The organism is Streptomyces sp. NPDC005435, from assembly GCF_040703155.1.
Classification (GTDB): domain Bacteria; phylum Actinomycetota; class Actinomycetes; order Streptomycetales; family Streptomycetaceae; genus Streptomyces.
In genome coordinates this window covers 37,396-53,858 of record NZ_JBEXEQ010000007.1, presented here as the reverse complement: position 1 = coordinate 53,858, position 16,463 = coordinate 37,396, and the positions used below count along the sequence as shown (strand labels likewise).

General features: G+C 75.7%; 13 protein-coding genes. 5 read left to right on the top strand and 8 right to left on the bottom strand.

Annotation, left to right across the window (positions count from 1 at the left end; genetic code table 11):
* Nucleotides 1–189: 189 nt before the first annotated feature.
* A complete protein-coding gene (locus AB0898_RS10725) occupies nucleotides 190–2,328 on the bottom strand; it encodes a SpoIIE family protein phosphatase (protein WP_407078324.1) in 2,139 nt (712 codons plus the stop codon).
* A gap of 339 nt (nucleotides 2,329–2,667) precedes the next feature.
* Between AB0898_RS10725 and AB0898_RS10720 the strand changes: the two genes are divergently transcribed.
* On the top strand, nucleotides 2,668–3,276 hold the full coding sequence (locus AB0898_RS10720; RefSeq protein ID WP_161179247.1) for a response regulator transcription factor: 609 nt from the start codon (nucleotides 2,668–2,670) through the stop codon (nucleotides 3,274–3,276).
* Here the strand turns inward: AB0898_RS10720 and AB0898_RS10715 are convergent.
* The 4 genes from AB0898_RS10715 to lanKC all read right to left on the bottom strand — a co-directional run bounded on the left by AB0898_RS10715 (nucleotide 3,206) and on the right by lanKC (nucleotide 9,774).
* Entirely contained in the window at nucleotides 3,206–4,999 is a 1,794-nt protein-coding gene (locus tag AB0898_RS10715) for an ABC transporter ATP-binding protein (RefSeq protein ID WP_366802519.1), read from the bottom strand. The genes AB0898_RS10720 and AB0898_RS10715 overlap by 71 nt on opposite strands.
* 27 nt (nucleotides 5,000–5,026) lie before the next feature.
* On the bottom strand, nucleotides 5,027–6,736 hold the full coding sequence (locus AB0898_RS10710) for an ABC transporter ATP-binding protein (protein ID WP_366802518.1): 1,710 nt from the start codon (nucleotides 6,734–6,736) through the stop codon (nucleotides 5,027–5,029).
* Between the two features lie 171 nt (nucleotides 6,737–6,907).
* Complete coding sequence (locus AB0898_RS10705) at nucleotides 6,908–7,021, bottom strand: SapB/AmfS family lanthipeptide (protein WP_018548652.1); 114 nt, start codon at nucleotides 7,019–7,021, stop codon at nucleotides 6,908–6,910.
* 38 nt (nucleotides 7,022–7,059) lie between these two features.
* Complete coding sequence (gene lanKC, locus AB0898_RS10700) at nucleotides 7,060–9,774, bottom strand: class III lanthionine synthetase LanKC (protein WP_366802517.1); 2,715 nt, start codon at nucleotides 9,772–9,774, stop codon at nucleotides 7,060–7,062.
* 209 nt (nucleotides 9,775–9,983) lie between these two features.
* On the opposite strand from lanKC, the gene AB0898_RS10695 reads away from it, so the two are divergent.
* Both AB0898_RS10695 and AB0898_RS10690 read left to right on the top strand, forming a co-directional pair.
* Nucleotides 9,984–12,419: a SpoIIE family protein phosphatase gene (locus tag AB0898_RS10695; protein WP_366802516.1), complete on the top strand. Its 2,436-nt coding sequence runs from the start codon at nucleotides 9,984–9,986 to the stop codon at nucleotides 12,417–12,419.
* Nucleotides 12,420–12,474: 55 nt separating this feature from the next.
* The gene (locus AB0898_RS10690; RefSeq protein ID WP_366802515.1) at nucleotides 12,475–12,741 is read left to right on the top strand and encodes a hypothetical protein; all 267 of its coding nucleotides are present in this window, start codon (nucleotides 12,475–12,477) and stop codon (nucleotides 12,739–12,741) included.
* 105 nt (nucleotides 12,742–12,846) lie between these two features.
* Here AB0898_RS10690 and AB0898_RS10685 read toward each other — a convergent pair whose 3' ends face one another.
* Entirely contained in the window at nucleotides 12,847–13,431 is a 585-nt protein-coding gene (locus AB0898_RS10685) for a hydrolase (RefSeq protein WP_366802514.1), read from the bottom strand.
* 119 nt (nucleotides 13,432–13,550) lie between these two features.
* A complete protein-coding gene (locus AB0898_RS10680) occupies nucleotides 13,551–13,988 on the bottom strand; it encodes a MarR family transcriptional regulator (protein ID WP_366802513.1) in 438 nt (145 codons plus the stop codon).
* A gap of 180 nt (nucleotides 13,989–14,168) precedes the next feature.
* Here AB0898_RS10680 and AB0898_RS10675 point away from each other — a divergent pair, with 180 nt between their 5' ends.
* Nucleotides 14,169–15,200 (top strand): alcohol dehydrogenase, encoded by a 1,032-nt coding sequence (locus AB0898_RS10675; protein WP_366802511.1) that lies wholly within the window; start codon nucleotides 14,169–14,171, stop codon nucleotides 15,198–15,200.
* Between the two features lie 323 nt (nucleotides 15,201–15,523).
* On the opposite strand, the gene AB0898_RS10670 is transcribed toward AB0898_RS10675, so the two are convergent.
* Nucleotides 15,524–15,889 carry a nuclear transport factor 2 family protein gene (locus AB0898_RS10670; protein ID WP_366802510.1) on the bottom strand — a complete coding sequence of 122 codons (366 nt, stop codon included), beginning with the start codon at nucleotides 15,887–15,889 and terminating at the stop codon, nucleotides 15,524–15,526.
* Nucleotides 15,890–16,062: 173 nt separating this feature from the next.
* On the opposite strand from AB0898_RS10670, the gene AB0898_RS10665 reads away from it, so the two are divergent.
* Nucleotides 16,063–16,368, top strand: a complete 306-nt coding sequence (locus tag AB0898_RS10665; RefSeq protein ID WP_366802509.1) for a hypothetical protein — start codon at nucleotides 16,063–16,065, stop codon at nucleotides 16,366–16,368.
* The last annotated feature ends 95 nt before the right edge of the window (nucleotides 16,369–16,463 follow it).

Here is a 16,463-nt window from a genome sequence, read left to right as displayed (position 1 = left end):
CCAGCCCTCCGGCACCCGCGCGGGTGCCGGAGGCCATGACTCCCCGGCCGGCCGTTCACACGCGGTTCCGGCCGGCCGGGGACGGTCCGGCCCTCCGGCGGGAGGGCCGGACCACCTCTTTTCATGACGCGGCCGGCACTGTCCGCCCCACGAGGTCCGGCACCGTCCGCCCCACGAGGTCCGGTGCCGTCAGCCGTCCCCGCTCGCCCGCAGCAGCAGCACCGCCACGTCGTCCACCCGCTCGCGCCCCGACGCCCCGTGCCGGATCAGCTCGTCGGCGACGTCCTCCAGCGGCCCGGCGCCCGCCTCCGCGAACACCGCGCCCAGTTCCACCAGCGCGTCCTCGATGTCCACGCCCGGCGACTCCACCAGCCCGTCGGTGTAGAGGGCGAGCACCGAACCGGGAGTCAGGGACACCTCGGTCGTCGGATACACCGCGCCCGCGTCGATCCCGAGCAGCGGACCCCCGGCCAGGTCCAGCACCCGTACCCGGCCGTCCGGGCGGCGCAGCAGCGGCGGGGGATGGCCGGCCCGGGCCATCACGGCCCGTCCGCGTGCCGGGTCCAGCCGCAGATACAGACAGCTCGCGAACAGATCGGCGCCGAGGTCCAGCAGCAGCCGGTTGATGCTGTCCATCACCTCCTCGGGCGCCTGTCCCACCGCCGTGTACGCCCGTACCCCGGTGCGGATCTGGCCCATCAGCGCGGCCGCCGTCACGTTGTGCCCCTGGACGTCGCCGATCACCGCCGCCGCGAGCGGCCGGGTCGGCACCAGGTCGTAGAAGTCGCCGCCGATGTCCATGCCCCGGGTCGCGGGCAGATAGCGCGCCGCCGCCTCGATGCCCGGCGGCGGGGTCAGGCTGTGCGGCAGCAGCGCCGACTGGAGGCCGTGCGCGAGGCGGTGCTTGGCGTCGTACAGCAGGGCCCGCTCCAGCGCCTGGGCGATCAGCCCGCCGAGGCTGGTCAGCACCGCGCGCTCCTCGGCCCGGAAGACGTGCGGTTCCGCGTACGCCAGCACGCAGGTGCCCACCGGGCGCCCGGAGGCGACCAGCGGCAGATACGCCCAGGCCGCGAAGCCGTCCCGGGGCTCGCGGACCGAGGGGTAGAGCCGTTCCAGGCGTTCCGCCGACTCGAAGAAGCCGGGCACCCCGCTGTCCAGGGCCTGGGTGCCGGGGGTGCGCGCGCTCAGCGGCAGGCCGTCGTAGTGCTCCACCGCGCGCGCGTCGGGATAGCCGTGGTGGCCCAGCACGCGCAGCCGTCCCTCCTGCGAGCCGAGCAGTACCAGCGCCCGGCTGCCGACGGCGGGCCCCAGCTCGTCCGCGACCAGCCGCACCAGGTCTCGTACCGCCACCGCCTCGGTCAACGCGCCGGTCAGGCTCAGCAGTTGGGAGATGGTCACCAGGCGGGGCGGGGGCGTGCCCGACCGCGCCGCCTCGCGCGCCCGCTCGGTGAGCACCTTGACCCGGGTGATGCGCACGCTCAGCCCGGTCGTGCTCGGGTACAGCCGGAAGGACAGCCACTGGTCCGGCGGCCGCAGCGCCACGAACGAGGTGGGCCGCTGGCTGAGCAGCGCGGCCCGGTAACGGTCCTCGTACCCCGGGTCGTTGAGCCAGGGCACCGACACCCAGGGCGGCGTGCCGAGGAGTTCGGCGGCGGGGCGGCCGAGGAGTTCGGCGGCGGCCGCGTTCAGGAAGCCGATACGGCCCCGCAGGTCCATCGAGACCAGGCCGTACGGCAGCCGGGACAGCAGCCGGGCCGCCTCCGCCGGGTCCGGGTCGGCGGCGGCCTCCGGCGCGGGCGCCGCCAGCAGGTCCGGCTCGGGGCCGGGCGGCCGGGCCTCGGCGGCGGCCCGCTCCAGCTGCCCGGCCAGCCGCGCGCAGCTCTCCGTCAGTCGCGTCTGCTCCTCGCCGGACACCTCCGCCGGACGGCTGCCGGGCCAGGTCACGAACACCACGCCGTGCACCCGGTCCGCCGTCGCCAGCGGCACCGCCGCGAGCGCGAAGGGGTACGGCAGCACCACCGCGATCCTCGGGAACCTGCGCGCCATCTCCTCCGCGCCGCCCACCCACACCAGGCGCCGTTCCCGGACCGCCTGGGCCACCGGGATCCGCGCGCTCAGCCCGACCCGCTCCCAGGGCGCCGCGAAGGCGCGGGGCAGCCCCGCCATCACCGCCATCTCCAGCACCGGCGCGTCGGGCCGCAGCAGATAGACCGCACCGGAGTGCGCCCCGACCTCCTCCATCATCGAGGCGAGCGCGACCGACAGCAGCGGTCGTCCGGCCGCCGGGGACACGGACGCCGGCCCCGGTGTGTCGGACACCCCGACCACCTCCTCGTACGGTCGCGCGCCCGGGCCGGGCGGAGCGGGGCGCCTGTCGGGAGGCGCCCCGCGCGCGGCGGATGCCGTCACCGGGCGGCGTCCCCGACCTGCGCGGCGGCCCGGCCGGCAGGGGGAGCGACCGAGTACCCCGCGAGGGCGGGGCCCATGCCCGTGGTTTCGGAGCACGCGATGGCACACGGGCGCCGCGTGTGCGCCCCCGCGCCTCGTGATGGCCGGATCTCCGCGCACGAGATGGGCCGCCACGCCCAACAATGGGCACGCGGCCGACTTCCGAGGGTGACAGTCCGGCCGCGCAGAGCGACGTACGGCGAGTCCTAGGGGGCGGGAGTGATCCGGGTGCTTCTGGTGCACGACGCGTGTCTGGTACGGGCGGTCCTGGCGGAGTGGCTGCGGCGGGAACCGGGCCTCCACGTGGACGACACGCCGTGGCGCGGCGCGTCCGACCAGGTGCGCACGCTCTCCCCGGACGTGTGCGCGGCCGATCTCGAATACGGCGACGGCCACGCGGCGCCCCCACTGGCCGAGTTGTGTCCCCCGGGCACGGGGGGACGCCCGCCCGCGCTCGTCGTCCTCGCCAGTGCCCATCGCCCCGGACTCCTCAAGCGCGCCGCCGAGGCGGGCGCCCTCGGCTTCGTCGACAAGGCGGGCTCCCCGGAGCGCCTGGTCCGCGCGATACGGCACGTGGCCGCGCGGGAACGTTTCATCGACGCCTCGCTGGGCTTCGGCTTCCTGCGCGCGACACAGATCCCGCTGACCCGCCGGGAGCTGAGCGTGCTGGACCTCGCCGCGGGCGGCGCGTCGATCGCCGAGATAGCCCGCAGCCTGCACCTGTCCCACGGGACCGTCCGGAACTACATGGCGGCGATCACCCGGAAGACGGGCGCACGGAACCGGATCGACGCCATCCGGATATCGCGGGGGGAGGGGTGGCTGTGACGGCCGCTCCCGGCGCCGCCCGGCCCGCCCGCGCGTCGGACGCCCCGGCCCAGTCGCCCATGAGGTCCCGGTACAGCGGCGAGGCGGCCGGCAGCTCGGCGTGCGTGCCGCACACCGTGCGCGGGCCGTCCAGCACCAGGACGAGATCCGCCCGCCGCGCGGAGCTCATCCGGTGCGCGACGACGACCAGGGTGCCGCCGGGGCGGGCCGCGAACGCGCGTTCCGCGCGGGCCTCCGCCTCCGCGTCGAGGTGGCAGGTCGCCTCGTCCAGCAGGGCCAGCGGGGCGGGGGAGAGGTAGGCGCGGGTGAGGGCGACGAGCTGGCGCTCGCCCGCCGAGAGGGCGGCCGGGTCGACGCGCGCGGCCGGACCGCCCAGCTTGCGCAGCAGCGGGAGCAGGCCCACCGCCTCGGCGGCGGCGAGGAGTTCGTCCTCCGGGACCGGGTCCGGGCGGTGCAGCGTGAGGTTCTCGGCGAGGGTGCCGCCGTGGACGTACGCCTCCTGCGGGATGAGCACGCGCCGGGCGGCCGCGTCCGGGCCGGGCACCGGGTGGCCGTGGACGCGTACGGTGCCCTCGCCCGGCGTGAGCACCCCGGCCACCAGGGCGGTCAGCGTGGACTTCCCGGTGCCGCTCGGGCCGACGACGGCGAGGTGGGCGCCGGCGGGCAGCGTCAAGTCCAGCCCCTGGAGCACCGGTTCGCTGGCCGGACCGTAGGCGAAGCGGAGACCCGAGAGGGCGAGGGCGGCGGGAGTCCGGGACTCCGGGGCCGCCTCGGGGGGCGCCGGCCGCACCGTTCGGGCGGGCTGCTCCGGCGGGACCAGGCGGCGCAGTACGACCGTCAGCCGGGCCCCGCTCGTGCCCAGCCCGTGCACCAGGTTCTGCAGGGCCGGATACAGGGACTGGCCGACGTAGGCGAGCGCGCCGAGGAGCGCGCCCGGTGTCACACCCCGGCGCAGGAGCCAGGGCGCCGACACGAGGAGCAGCAGGACCGGCACCTCGCCGCCCAGCGCGAGCGCGGCCACGCGGGCCGGGCTCCAGCGGGCCAGCGAGCGGGCCGCCCTCAGCTCGGCGTCGACACGGCGGCCGAGGCCGGCCGCGACCTGGGCCTCGGCTCCGGTCGCGGTGATGTCCCGCAGACCGGGGCCCACCGCGCCCAGCTCCCCGGCCAGCGCCTCGTCGGCCGTCAGGAACGCCTCCTGGCGGTGGGCCAGGGGACGCAGGGTCGCCGCGAACAGGGCCACCCCGGCCAGCAGCGGAGGCAGCACCACCGCAAGGAGCAGCGGGTCCAGGGAGAACAGGCCGGTCAGCGCGCCCGCCGCAGTGAAGAGGAAGGAGCGGGAGACCAGGACCAGACCGGCCAGGGTGTCCCGGGCGATCTCCACCTGCTGGGTCAGCCCCGAGAGCGCGCCCGGGTCGGCCTCGCGGACCCCGCGCCGGACCACGCCCGTCACCAGCCGGTCCCGCACCGGCTCGACCAGCGCGGCCACCACGCCGTACACCCGCCCGGTGCCGACCGCGCCCACGGCCACCGCCGCCGCGGCCGCGCCGAGCCAGAGCAGCCCGGTGCGGACGTCCCCGGCGAGGAAGCCCGCGTCCAGGGCGCGCGCGAGGGCGTACCCGGCCAGGAAGGTCTGCCCGGCCTCCAGAAGGGACCAGGCGCCGAGCCGTACCAGCACCCGCCACGTGGTCCGTGCGTACCGGGCCGCCCGCCGCCGCAGCTTCATCGGGGCTCAACTCCCATATATATAGGGCTATTTACTCGTGTCCTGGGCGTCGCCGAACACCGCCCGGTACTCCGCCTCCCGCCACAGCTCGGCATGCGGCCCCACCGCGCGCACGCGTCCCCCGTCCAGCCAGGCCACCGCGTCCGCCGCCGCCGCGGTCGCGGCCCGGTGGGCGACCAGGAGGCGGGTCGGGCCGCCCGGGGACAGCAGGGAGCGGGAGATCTGGCGTTCGGTGACGGTGTCCAGGCTGGAGAGGGCGTCGTCCAGGATCAGCAGCCGGCCGCCGTGTGCGAACGCCCGCGCGAGGCCCAGGCGTTGGGACTCGCCGCCGGAGCGGGGCGCGTGTGCGAGCGGGGTGTCGTAGCCGTGGGGCAGCCGGCGGACGAACGCGTCGGCGCACGCCGTGCGGGCGGCCTCGCGGACCCGGTGGGCGGGCGGCCGGTCGAGGCCGAAGGCGAGGGCGTCCTCGACGGTCGTCCCGGACAGCGCCGGGCGCTCGAAGGCGTAGGCGACCGCGCGGCGCAGCGCGTCGTGGGTCAGCTCGCGCAGCGGCACGCCGTCCAGCAGCACCGCACCCGCGTCCGGGTCGGCCAGCCGCCCGGCGAGCTCGGCGAGCAGCGACTTGCCGGTGCCGGACCGCCCCACGACGGCGAGGGTGGTGCCGCCGGGCACCGTGAGGTCCACCCCGTCGAGGACGCTGCGGCCGCCCCGGCGGGCGGTGACACCCCGCAGTTCCAACGTGCCTGTGCCGGGCCGGAGTCGTCGCCCGCCGTACGCGAACTCCGCCTCGCCCAGCACCTCGGCCAGCCGTGCCGTGCCCGCCCGCGCCCGGCTCAGCGCGGCCAGCCGGCCGACCAGCACACCGACCCCGGTCGCCAGCGCCGCGTACCGAGAGGCCGCCAGCACGTCGCCCACCGTGAGCCGGTGCCGGGCGAGCAGCAGTCCGGCCACCGCGACCACGCCCAGGCTCAGCAGCGGGCCCACGGTGAGGGCCCGGGCCGCGGCCCGCCCCTGCACCCGCCACATGGCGTGGCCCGCGCGGGAGAGCCGGGGCAGCGGGGCCAGCACCCGCGCCGACTCCCGCTCCTCGGCGCCCGCCGCGCGGATCGTACGGTGGCCCCCGACCGCCTCCGCCAGCGCGGCCGCGATCACGCCCTGCTCCCGCTGGTACTCGGCCGCACACGCCGAGGTGTCCCGCGCCAGGGCGCGCAGCAGCAGCGCGAGCACCGGCGCGCCGGTGAGGAACACGGCGGCGAGCAGCCAGTCGATGAGGCCGAGCGCGACCAACGCCCCCAGCGGCAGCGCGAGTTCGGCGAGCAGCGCGGCCAGCGCGGCAGGACCCGTACCCGCCTGGGCGGCGCCGCCGACGAGCCGGGCCACCAGGTCCCCGTCGCCGAACCGGGCCGCCCCGCGCGGCCCCAGCGCCAGCACGTGCCCGGTGACCCGGCGGCGCAGCCACGCCGCCGAGCCCGCGTCCAGGGTGCCGCTCACGACACCCGCGCAGCCCTCCAGCACGGCCGACAGCAGGATGAGCCCCGCGCACCACAGCACCGGGCGGGTGGCGTCCTCGCGGGCCAGCAGCAGGTCCAGGGACCGCCCCAGTGCGGCGGGCAGCAGCAGCCCGGCGGCCGTCGCGGCGGTGCTCAGGACGAACAGGGCGGCGGCGCGGGGGGCGCCGTGGCGGAGTACGGCGCGGGACAGGGTGCGGGTGGCGTCGGCGTCGGGACTGGTCGTCATCGGCTGCGGCCTCGCCTCGGTCGAGCGGGTGGGGCGGATCGGGTTCTGCGGTCAAGCCGCCCTGGAATGAAGGGAGTCGGCGATCGGAACGCCGCCGGGGAACGGGAAGGCCCCGGACGCCCCCTCCCCGTGAGGGGAGAGGCCGCCCGGAGCCGGATGGTGCCGGTCAGGTCACAGGCAGAGCAGAACGCTGGCCGCCGAGACGCAGGACAGCAGGCTGACGGTGCTGGCGACGGTGAGGGTGTGGTCGTCGGACTCAAGGACCTGGAGGTCGAGCAGTGCCATGGTGGTGTCCTCTCCCTGTTCATGGGGACGGGGTTGTGTCACGACTCCGGGTCGGAGCCGCGTGTGGGGGCCGCCTTCAGCGGCGGAAGGAAGGGCAGGTGGGCGCGCTCGCCCGCGTCGCCGCCCGCGTCCGTACCGGCGCCGTGCGCCGAGGCGAGGGCGAGCAGACAGCCTGCCGTTCCGGTGGCGAGGTCCATCGAGAGCCGCATCATCTGGTGCCCGGGGAAGGCGAGTTGGCCCTGGTAGGCCATCGCGAACCAGCCGAGCCCGTCGATCTGCCGCTCCAGCCGCTCCCGGCCGGCACCCGGCGCGGTGGTGCGCGCCAGCTGCAGCACCATCCCGGCGCGGCCCTGGAAGAGACCGGGCTGTGCGTAGAAGCGGGAGCTCGCGGCGGCGAGGATGCCCTCCCGGGCACGCTCGAACTCCGCTGCCGCGCCCGCCGCGTGGGCGAGGAGGGTCTGTTCCCGGCCGCCCGGAGCCGCCGCGCGGGCCTGTGCGGCGAAGCCGTCGGCGCCCGTGTGCGCCAGATAGTCGTCGAGGACCAGCCCGATGCCCACGCTGCCGTCCCCGAGGTAGGGCAGCGTGCGCCGGCCCTCGTCGACCTCCAGGCCGCCGCTCGCCTTCTGGACGACACAGCAGGCCAGGTCGCGGCGGAGCGCCTCGGCCGCCGCCGCTGCCGCGCGGGGGTCGCCGGTCTCCTCGTACCGGCGCAGCAGGAACAGCGCCGGGCCGCTCGCGCCGCGCATCAGACCCGCCCGGCGCCGGGGCGTCTCGGGGACCGGTTCGGCGAGCCGTCGTACGAGGATGTCGGCGGCCTCGGCGGAGTGGTCCGCGAGGGCCTTCTCGCCGGTGGTGGCCGCGAGGTGGCCGAGGACCAGGCCGAGCCCGGCCAGTCCGCCGTGCAGGTCGGAGGACAGGTTGCGCCAGTTCTCGCGCAGGATGCCGGCGACCAGGTCCAACGCCTGCTGCTGGTAGCCGAGTTGGTCGAGGACCAGGGCGACGCCCGCGAGTCCGTCGTAGAGGCCGAGCGGGGTGCCGGGTGGCGGGGGAGCGGTGTGCCTCAGCAGCCAGCGCTCGCCCTCCTCGTAGCGGTCGGCCCCGCAGGCGGCCAGGGCGTACAGCACTCCGGCCGCGCCGTGTGCGAGGCCGAGGCCGCCGCCGTCGGCGAACTGGGCGATGTCGCCCGGGAAGAGCCGGTCGGCGCGCTCCGGGGTCGCGGAGGCGAGGAGCGCCTTGACCATCGAGTCCCGGCTGTGCGGCCAGTCGCCCGGCCGCACCAGCGGGGTCGCCGGCCGGGTCTCGCCTCCCGCGGTGTTCCGGGTGATCTCGGCGACCGCCTCGTCCAGGAAGGCGCGCGGCACGTCCGGGAACTGCTCCGCGATCACCTCGGCCAGATGCGCGGCCTTGCCCCGGTCCACCACGAACAGCGAGGTCACCGGCAGGAACAGGGCGATCCGCAGACAGGCGAGCGCATAGCGGTCCACGTCCTTGCCCCGGCGGTCCGGCGGGGCGAAGAAGCCGGGGTGGGCGACCGTCTGCCGGCCGTTCTCCGCGGCCGGGGCCGCCGCCTCGAAGTCGATGAGATGGACCGTTTCCTCGTCCGGCGCGACCATGATGTTGAAGACGTGCAGGTCGTTGAAGACCAGGCCGCGTTCGTGCACCGCCGCCACCGCCCGCTCCACCGCCGCGTGGATCCGCAGCGCCCAGGCCGTGTACGCGGCCGTCTTCGCCGGGTCGGGGTCGGATATCAGCAGCGGATGGCGCTCGGCGAAGAAGGAGTTGAGCGGGCGGCCCTCCAGGAACTCCATGACCAGGAACCGGTGTTCGCCGAGGACCAGCCAGTCGAGGACCTCGGGCACCACCCCCGTCCCGGCGACCAGCTCCAGCGCGTCCTTCTCCCGCTCAAGGCGGGTCACCGCGTCCGCGCCGTCAGCCGCGAGCCCCGCGTGCGGCCGCGCCTCCTTCAGCACCACCCGGCTGCCGTCCCGCACGTCCGAACCGGCGTACACCCCACCGCCGTTGGAGAAGTGCAGCGCCTTCTCGATCCGGTACGGCAGCTCGCCCACCGTCGTGGTGTTGCGGGCCTCCAGATGCGGCCGCAGGAACTCCGGCAGCGTGACCCACTCGGGCACCTGGAAGGAGGGGTCGCGCCGGTCCGGCACGAGCGTGCCCTCGCCGTCGGCCACCGCGAGGACCAGCGAGCCGCGCTCGTCGACGACGTACCGGCGGGCGAACGCGCCGTAGCGGACGTAGAGCGGGCCCGCGCCCCAGCGTAGGTCGGTCAGGATGTACGGCCCCTCGACACCGTCGAGCAGTGCGCCCAACTCGGTGAGTATCTCGTACAGTTGCGCCTCGTCGGCCGGGTAGACGGTGACGAACTTGCCGCTGGTGTCGCGGCCCGCGTACTTGGCGTTGCGCAGGTGCAGCAGATGTGGACCCGGCACGAACTTGAACGGGATGCGGCGCGGCACGCAGTAGTCCCACACGATCTCCGCGACCCGGCCGGCGTTCGCGGCCGTCGCCGAGGAGTGGATCTTCCAGCCCTGGGCCGGTCCCGGCTCCGGCGCGCCGTCCTCGCCCAGCGGGGTCAGCGTCAGCCAGTCCCCGGAGCGTGCCGCGTGCCAGCCGTCCGGCACCGGGCGCCGCGCCGCCGCGTACTGCGGTGCCGGCGCCCCCGCCTCCGCCGAGAGCCGGTCGGGCGTGTCGTAGAAGTGTCCATCGGCGAGCGCGTACACCTCGTACCGCTTGTCCATGCCCCTCCCGCCCCTGCGTCCGCCGTCCGGTGGTCCCGGCCGGCATGGGAAGACACTCTCAGGAGCCGAACGGTCGCGGACAGTCATACACGTCATGAGATCGTCGTGCGAAACGCACGGGTAAAGATGTGTTCGGACCGCTACGCGCGGAATGCTCGTACCACTTGGGGCGTGCACGGGGGCTGCGCACAGCCCCCGCAGGCGCTGTAATGGCCAACGTGGCGAGCGAGGGTGCTGCGGTACGCAGATCGAGAACTCAGCGTGCCGAGCGTGTCCTCGCCACGCTGATGGCCCTGCCCTCCGTGGACCGGCCCCGCCGGGTCCTGGAACAGGCACTGGTCCTGGCGGGAGCCGCCTACGCGGCGGTCTACGCCCCCGGCGACGACCCCGCGACACTCCGGCTCGTGGAGTCCGCGGGCCTGCCGCGCACGGTGTACGGCCTGCGCGACGGCTGCCCGGCCACCGCGGGCTCGCCCGTCGCCCAGGCGCATCGCACCGGACGGCCGGTCTGGTCGGGCCCCGGTGAAACCCCCGCCCCGGACGCCGGCTTCTCGCTCGCCGCGCTGCCCCTCGGAGTGCCCGGCAGCGGCTGCCTGGTCGCCGTCACCGAACAGCCCGGCGGCTTCGGCGCCGACGACCGGGCCTGCCTGGAGCTGCTCGCCGGGGCGGTCACCGCGCCGGTGCCCGTACCGCCCGCCCCGCCACGGGAGTTGGCCGGTGACGCGTTCCGCCTGGCCATGGACACCGGCCGGGTCGAGGTCGGCGACGACATCCTGCGGCTCTTCGGCCTCTCCCGCGAGGCGTTCGACGGCAAGGTCGAGACGCTGCTCGGCCGCACGGTGCCCGAGGACCTGCCCGCGCTGATGTCCGTCGTCGAGGCCGACCACATGCCCGTCGGCGACCGCGAACTGGAGTTCCGCGCCCTCCAGCCCTCCGGGGCGCCCCGCTGGCTGCGGCTGCGCGGCCGGCTGCTGCCCGGCGGCGGGGGACACCCGGCCCGGCTCGTCGGCACCGTCGCCGACGCCTCCGCCTTCCGCTCCGACGTCACCGACGTGGCCCGCGTCCAGCGGCTGGCCGCCGCCCTCGCCACCGCCGGCACCGTCAAGGACGTCGGCCAGGCCGTCGTCGCCGCGCTGCGCGCACCCCTGCGCGCCGACCGCATCGCGCTCGCCGAACTGGAGAACGACCGGCTCGTCGTCACCGTCCTCGATCCGCCCGAACCCAGCGCCTGGCCCGAACTCTGGCGCGCGGAATGGCGCGGCGAGTGGCCCGACGCCCCCGTACGCGCCATGCCCGCCCTCGCCGCCGCCCTGCGCAAGGGCCGCGCCCGCATCTGGCCCGCCGGCTCCCGCCTGGAACCCGGCCTCGCCGGAGTCGGCCCCGGCGGCCTCGCCGTCCTGCCCCTGCCCGCCGGGGGCCGCACCGCCGGGGTCTGCCTGATCGGCTGGGACCGCCCGCACGAGTTCGGCCCCGACGAACGCGCCCTGCTCACCGCCTGCGCGGGCCTGACCGGGCAGGCCCTGCTGCGCGCCCACGCCTTCGACGCCGAACACGAACTCGTCGGCATGCTCCAGCGCACCCTGCTGCCCCGCCGTCTGCCCCGCCTCCCCGGCGCGGAAGCCGTCGCCCGCTACCTCCCCGCGACGGCGGGACTTGAAGTGGGCGGCGACTGGTACGACGTGATCCCGCTCGCCGACAACCACGTCGCCCTCGTCATCGGCGACGTCCAGGGCCACAACGCGGGCGCCGCCACCCTCATGGGCCAGCTCCGCACCGCCCTGCGCGCCTACGCGGCCGAGGGCCACCCCCCGGACGTGGTGGTCGCCCTCGCCAACCGGCTGCTCCTCGACATGGAGACCGACCTCTTCGCCACCTGCGCCTACGTCGACGTCGACATGGAGAGCGGCTCCGCGCTGTGCGTGCGCGCCGGGCATCCGCAGCCGGTGCTCCGGCACCCGGACGGTGCCACCGAGACCGTGCCGGCCGAGGGCGGGCCGCCCCTAGGGGTGCTGGACCGGGCCGAGTTCCCGATGACCCCGCTGCGGCTGAGACCCGGCACCGTCCTCGCGCTCACCACCGACGGCCTGGTGGAGTCCGCCGACTCCGACCTCGACCAGGGCATGGCCCGGCTCGCCCGCGACCTCTCCGCCGTCGACCCCGCCGACCTCGGCGCCGCCGCCGACGCCCTGCTCGGCGGGGCCCACCGGGGCGACGACGTGGCCCTGCTGCTCACCCGCTACGACGGCATGGCCGTACGCCCGCTGCGCGAGAGCTGGACCGTGTGGCGCGTCCCCGAGGCGGTCCGGCACGCGCGCCGCTTCACCCGGCGCGTGCTGCGCGGCTGGGACATACCGGACGACACCCTGGACTCGGCGCTCCTGATCGTCTCCGAGCTGGTCACCAACGCCCTCGTGCACACCGAGGGGCAGGTCCGCCTCGACCTCGGCCTGGTCGGCCGGCGGCTGCGCCTCGCGGTCGCCGACGCCTCCCCGCGCGGCCCCCTCAAGCCCACCAGCGTCGGCTGGGAGGCCACCGGCGGCCGGGGCGTCCTCCTGGTCGAGGCGGTCTCCTCGACCTGGGGCACGGTGCCGGTCAGCGGCGGAAAACAGGTGTGGGCGGACCTGGTGACGGACGAGAACGCGTGAGCGGTCCGGTGGTTTCGAGTGGCGCGTTCGCCGCCTGAAACTAGGGTCGGTTGGTGTGGCTCACACCTTTGAAGAACTGGTGCAGAAACAGCGTGCGGCCGACGCGGCCCACGCCACCGTGACGGACCTGCGCGACACCTACGGTCCGCCCGCCGAGCGCGGGATGACCGGCGCCCAGTCCGGCACCTACGAGACCGCCCTGCGCGCCTGGCGCGACCTGGCCCGCGACGCCCAGACCGCGGTCAGCGAGTACGCCCGCGAGACCGGCCGCCCGCGCGGCGAGGTGGAGGCCGAGGTCGAACGGGCGGCGGCCGGGGACTGACCCGCGCGGGCCCTCGTACGCGCGTGCCCGGCCTCCGGTGATCCGCACCGGGGGCCGGGCACGCGGGCGCGCCGCCGGCCGTGGAGCCGTCGACCGCGGGGTCCGTCAGCCGTGGGTCTTGGCCAGCAGCTCCAGGATCTCCGCCGTGGTGCCGTTCTCGCCGAGACGCGGGAAGACGCGCTCGACGCTGTTCGCGTGCGCCTCGGCGTCCGAGTCGGCCATCGCGTCGGTGGCCAGGGTGACGTTGTAGCCCGCCGCGTAGGCGTCACGGGCGGTGGACTCCACGCCGATGCTGGTGGCGATGCCGGTCAGCACGATCTGCGTGATGCCCCGCCGGCGCAGCTGCACGTCCAGGTCGGTGCCGAACAGCGCGCTCCAGTTGTGCTTGGTGACCGTTATGTCGCCGTCGTGGCCGGAGAGTTCGTCCACGAGGACGTCCCAGCCCTCGGGGAAGGAAAGGCCGCGCGGCTGCCGCTCGGTGCGGCCGGGCACCGCGTCCGCGCCGTCGGCGGCGAAGGAGACGCGGACCAGCACCACCGGCAGCTCGCGGGCGCGGAAGGCGTCCGCCAGCTCCACGGAACGGGCCACCACGTCGGCGGCGGCGTACGGCTGGGTCTGCATGCCCACGATGCCGCGCTGGAGGTCGATCACGACGAGGGCGGTACGGGGGTCGAGCGTGGTGACGGACATGAGGTGATCAGACCTTTCGGGGGGTGAGCCGGCCGCGCGAACGGTCCGGCGGGGTGCTCACCGGCGGACCGGCGGGCATGAACGGGGCCGGGGGTACGGCCCGGCGGGTATGGCCGGTGTCACGGGTGCGAGAGCCGTTCCAGCAGGGACAGCGCCGTGAGCACGGTCTGCCGCTCCTCCTCGGAGAACCGGTCCTCCAGGGCGCGCGCCAGCCACTCCTCACGCACCTGCCGGTTGCCCTCCACCCGCTCCTGCCCCGCCTCGGTCAGGGTGACCAGCTGACGGCGGCCGTCGGCCGGGTCGGGCGTACGGCGGATCAGCCCGTGCCCGTCGAGCGCGGCCAGCGTGGCCGCCATCGACTGCGGCCGTACGCCCTCGGCGGCGGCCAGCGCGCTCGCGGTGGCCGCACCGTGCTTGCCGACCAGGGAGAGCGCCGACTCCTGCGGCGGGGTGAGACCGGAGTCCCGCGCCACCTCGCGGATACGGCGCCGCAGCCTGCCGAACATCACGCGCAGCTCGCGCGCGGCCAGGGCGGCGGAATCCGAGATGTGGGCCATGCCGTCACCGTAGACACCGGCAGGGTGGACTGTCCAGTTCAGCCTGTTCAGTTTTACCTGTGTAAAAGGCGGGTGGACGCGTCCGGTCCGGCCGAGCCCGCTCGGCGCGCGTGATCGCGGGCGAACTGGTCTGCTGGAACGGCAGGGCCCCCACCCCCGAGCCGTACTCCGGAGACACGCATGAGCACGTACCGAGTCGCGCAGGTCACCGCCCCCGGCGGGACGTTCGAGCTGGTCGAGCGGGAGGTGCCGCATCCGGGGCCCGGGGAGGTGCGGATCGCCGTGGAGGCGTGCGGGATCTGCCACAGCGACGCCCTGTTCGTGGACGGCGCCGCGCCCGGCATCACCTTCCCCGAGGTCCCCGGGCACGAGATCGCCGGGCGGATCGAGGAGCTCGGCGACGGCGCGCTCGGCCGGGGCTGGAAGGTCGGCGACCGGGTGGCGGTCGGCTGGTTCGGCGGCAGCTGCGGCTACTGCACGCCCTGCCGCCGGGGCGACTTCATCGCGTGCGTCCGCCTGAAGGTGCCCGGCTGGGCCTACGACGGCGGCTTCGCGGAGAAGGTGATCGTGCCGGTGGACGCGCTGGCCCGCATCCCCGACGGGCTCGACGCCACCGCCGCCGGACCCATGGCCTGTGCGGGCGTGACCACGTTCAACGGGCTGCGGCGCAGTGTCGCCCGCGCCGGCGACCGGGTCGCGATCCTCGGCCTCGGCGGGCTCGGCCACCTCGGCGTGCAGTTCGCCGCCGCGATGGGCTTCGAGACCGTCGCCATCGCCCGGGGCCCCGAAAAGGCCGGATTCGCCAAGGAGTTGGGCGCCCACCACTACATCGACAGCACCGCCGGCACCCCGGTCGCGGAGGCGCTGCAGAACCTCGGCGGCGCCAAGGCCGTCCTCGCCACCGCCGGGAACTCCGCCGCGATGTCCGCCACGGTGGACGGGCTCACCCCGCGCGGCGAACTCGTCATCATCGGGGTGTCGCCCGAACCCCTGGACATCTCCCCGCTCCAGCTCATCAGCGGCGTCCGCGACGTCAAGGGCCACCCCTCGGGCACCTCCCAGGAGGTGCAGGACACCATGAACTTCGCCGTCCTGCACGGCATCCGCCCGATGACCGAGGTCGTCCCGCTGGACGACGTGGAGTCGGCGTACCGGAAGATGCTGGCCGGGCGGGCGCGGTTCCGGATGGTGCTGGAGACGGCGGGCGCCTGAACCGGCGCCCGCCGGGCGGCGACGGGCGGCCGCGCCGGACCTGGTCACGGGTGCCGCCCGGCCGGGGCGACGCGGCGCCCGGCGTGCCCCGGCCTCACCGCCGAACGCCCCCTCTCAGCCGCGCCGTCGACGCCCCGGCCGGTGCCGGGCCGCGAACCTGGCCGCGTGTCCCGCCGTGCGCAGCGCCGAGCGGAGCGCCCCCGCGGCGGACACGTGCCCCGGCCCGGCGAGCTCGCGGTGGGCCGGGCGGGGGCCGAAGGACGCGCGGGCCGAGAACGACCACGAGAGGCGGGATCCGACCTGGGCGTGCGCGCCCCGCGTGCCTAGTCGTCCCATGCCTGGATCAGGATCTGCTCGGAGATCCTGCCGTCCCGCAGGGTGATCATCGACTCGGCGTAGACGCGGTCGCCGTTGGCGTACTCGCAGGACTCGGTGAACGCCGCGTGATCGCCGTCGATCACGCACTGGCCGAGCCGGTGGATCATGTCGCGGCTGTAGATGTCGTCGAGCATCTCCCTGATCTCGCTCCGGCCGCGCAGCACCTTGGGGTGGCTCGGCTGGGCGTCGCGGTCGATGACGCGTATCTCCGCGTCGTCCTCGTACAGGTTCAGGAGCGAGTCCCCGGTGTCGGACTCGATGCTCTCGCGCAGTGTGTCGGTGGTGAACGCGGGGTTTTTCGTGCTGCCCATGGTGGCCTCCTTCGGACGCTGGCGGCCCGGCGCGGAGCGGGACCGCACGGGGTCCACCTTTCGAGGCTCCCCCGCCCCGGCGGCCACGGCAAGCGCAGACGACGCGCTCCACCTGTCGGGTGAGGAGCGGCCGGTGCCCGTGTCCGGGGCGGGGCGCGCGCGTTGCAGAGGGCATGATCTCAACACGACGTATCGTCGCCGCGGTCGGTCTCGCCGTCGGCGTCACGGGACTTGCCGCGCCGCTCGCGAGCGCGGCCGACGCGAGCGCCGCGGGCACCGGGCAGATCAACCCGGTGACCACGCTGGACAACCTCGCCGTCAGCGACATCCCCGCCGAGCACCGCGCCGAGGTCCCCGGCGTCGGCGAGCAGCTGCGCGGTCTGAACCAGCTCAGCGACATGAACCGTCTGAACGAACTCCACCAGCTGACCGACCTGGCCGCCCCGGCGTTCGGCGTCCTCCCCGCGCTCGGCGGCTGACCGTACGACCCACGCTCCCGGGACCGGGCCCGTCAAGGCCCGGTCCGACGTATGTCCGTGGCGTAGGGTCGGCGGCGAAGGTACGTACAAGGGAA